General features: G+C 69.7%; 2 protein-coding genes. Both read right to left on the reverse strand.

Going from position 1 to position 2,496, the window contains the following annotated elements; genetic code table 11:
- Positions 1–323: 323 nt before the first annotated feature.
- Positions 324–1,460: a PP2C family protein-serine/threonine phosphatase gene (locus C1I97_RS35360; protein ID WP_258382897.1), complete on the reverse strand. Its 1,137-nt coding sequence runs from the start codon at positions 1,458–1,460 to the stop codon at positions 324–326.
- Positions 1,461–1,480: 20 nt separating this feature from the next.
- A protein-coding gene (locus C1I97_RS35365; protein WP_111007042.1) for an IS5 family transposase occupies positions 1,481–2,295 on the reverse strand; the annotation gives its coding sequence in 2 pieces (ribosomal slippage) (positions 1,481–1,938 and positions 1,938–2,295; 816 coding nt in all).
- Positions 2,296–2,496 lie beyond the last annotated feature (201 nt).

Consider the following 2,496-nt stretch of genomic DNA (forward strand, 5'->3'; position numbering starts at 1 on the left):
TCGGGTACGGCTTGCGCATGCTCATGCCATAACTCAAGCGAACCCCGAACGCCTGACCGGCAGCGATGCCCCAACGTCACACCATCGAGCGATGACAAGGCGGACGGAAGCTCACGTACCGCACTCTCAGCGTTTCCGCTGCTGTCGGGGTCTTCGGGCACCTGGTCCAGGGTGCCCCGGCAGGATTCGAACCTGCGCACACGGTTCCGGAGTGAATGCGTAGATCACCCTTCGCAGCCCTCTGACTTGCGGCGGAGTCGTCAGTCACAGCCCAGCCGCCCGGCATCACCTCAGGTCAAGCAGCAGTCTCCCGCCGGCTACGTTCAGCGTTCTGCAGCGTCCTGCGGGCGGCGGCTCGCAAAGAGGGCCTGCCCGGGTGCCGGAATGCTGGAAGCCAGCCCCTCATGTGTTGCGCTACCAGCGCATGCCGAGGGCCGGGGGACCTCACGGGATGTCGCACAGATGTCGGTGTGGGGCCAAGGGGTGCGTTGGAGGGCGACCATGGCGGCGTCGTCGGCCAGGTGTCCGCTGACGTGGGCGAGCAGGTCGGTGCGCAGGTGGTGGAGGAGTGCCTGGGGGCTGTCGTGCGGTCGGGAGGTGACCCGTTGGGTCAGCGGGTAGAAGGTGCCGCGGGCATCGCGGGCCTCGATGACGCCGTCGGTGTACAGCAGCAGGTCTCTGGGCTCGAGCGGGAAGGTGTCGACGTGGTAGTCGGGGGTGGCCAGTTCGCCCAGGCCCAGGGGCGGCGCGGGATGGGTGGCGCGCAGCGTGGTGGCCTGCCGCTCGCGTAAACGCAAGGGGGGCGGGTGTCCGCAGGTGACCATGTGCATCTGCGGTGTCGCGTCGGGGATGTCGAGGAGGGCGGCGGTGATGAAGCACTCCGCGGCCTGGTCCGCCTCGGTGGGTTCGGCCAGGTTCCAGCAGACGCAGTGCTCCAGGTAGGCCGCGAGGTCGGGCAGGGTGGCCTGGCGGTGCGCGGCCTCCCTGAAGGCGCCGAGCAGCAGCGCGGCGTCACCGATCGCGGTCAGGCCCTTGCCCAGCACATCTCCGATGATCAGTCTGGTGCCGCCCGAGGTGCGTACGGCGGCGTACAGGTCGCCGCCGATCAGGGCCTGCTCCTGCGCGGCCAGATACTCCGAGGCGATGCGCAGCGGGCCGATCCGCCGCGGTAACGGCCGCAGCACTACACGCTGCGTCGTCTCCGATACCGTCCGCACCTGTGCCAGTTCACGCCGGTGCCGCTCCCGCAGGTACCGGCACACCGTGACGATCGCCGAGACCGCCACCAGGGCGATGAGCTCCGAATCGAAGAGCATGGTGCCCAGGATGTGGTGTAACAGGCCGTCGCCGGCCATGGCTGCCACGTCGATGGCACTGATCACCCCCGTGACGAGGCTGCTGGCGAAGGACGCGCTGATCGCCGGCGCCGCGATCAGCAGCGGGTCCAGCGCCAGCACCACACCGTTCGGGCTTAGAGGTCCTAACAGAGTGCTCGCACGCGCCGGTAGAGGATGAGGCAGGTGGCCAGCTGCAGGAAGGCGTCGTGGATGTCGTCGCGGTGCTCCCAGCGGATCCTGAGGTGGCGAAAGCCGTGCAGCCCGGCAAACCCACGTTCAACCACCCAGCGGTGCACGCCCAGTCCGGATCCGTGGGGCTGTCCGCGGCGGGCAATGACCGGGGTGATGCCCAGGGTGCGGACCTTGCGGCGGTAGCGGTCGTGGTCGTAGCCGCGGTCCGCGTACAGCCGTCGGGGCCGGTGCCGGGGGCGCCCGCGGCGGCCGCATACCGCGGGGATCGCCCGGAGCAGCGGGACCAGCTGGGTGACGTCGTTGCGGTTGCCGCCGGTGAGCGAGACGGTCAGGGGGGTTCCGCGCCCGTCGCAGATCAGGTGGTGCTTCGAGCCCGGCCGGGCGCGGTCGACCGGGCTCGGCCCGGTTTTGGGCCGCCCCGCAGGGCACGCACGTGGGAGGTGTCGATCGCGGCGCGGGAGAAGTCCAGCTGGTCGGCGCCGCGCAGCTTGGCCAGCAGGATCTCCTGCAGCCGCTGCCACACGCCGGCCTGGTTCCAGTCCCGCAGCCGGCGCCAGCAGGTCATGCCCGAGCCGAAGCCCAGCTCCTGCGGCAGGAACTCCCGCTGGATCCCGGTGTGCAGCACGAACAGGATGCCCTGCAGCACCTTGCGGTCGTCCAGCCGCCTGCGGCCCGGGTGGTCGGGTCGGCGCTCGACCTTCGGCAGCAGCGGCTCGATCAGCGCCCACAGCTCGTCGTCGATCTCCCAGGGTTTGGGGCGGGCCATCGCGCACCTCCCGACCGGGCAAACCCACACCAGCAAGCCCAGCATACCCAGAATGCCCTATTTTGTTAGGACCTCTTAAGGGCCGACTCGTTCTCGCCGGCCTCGGTCAGCACCTCGACCATGTCATCGAAGATCCGCAGATCCGTGAATTTTGCAGGCCGGGCGTCGAGTTCGGCCCGCAGCGCGCGCTGTGCCTCCTCG

The sequence above is a fragment of the Streptomyces sp. NTH33 genome (genome assembly GCF_003236365.1).
Lineage (GTDB): Bacteria > Actinomycetota > Actinomycetes > Streptomycetales > Streptomycetaceae > Streptomyces.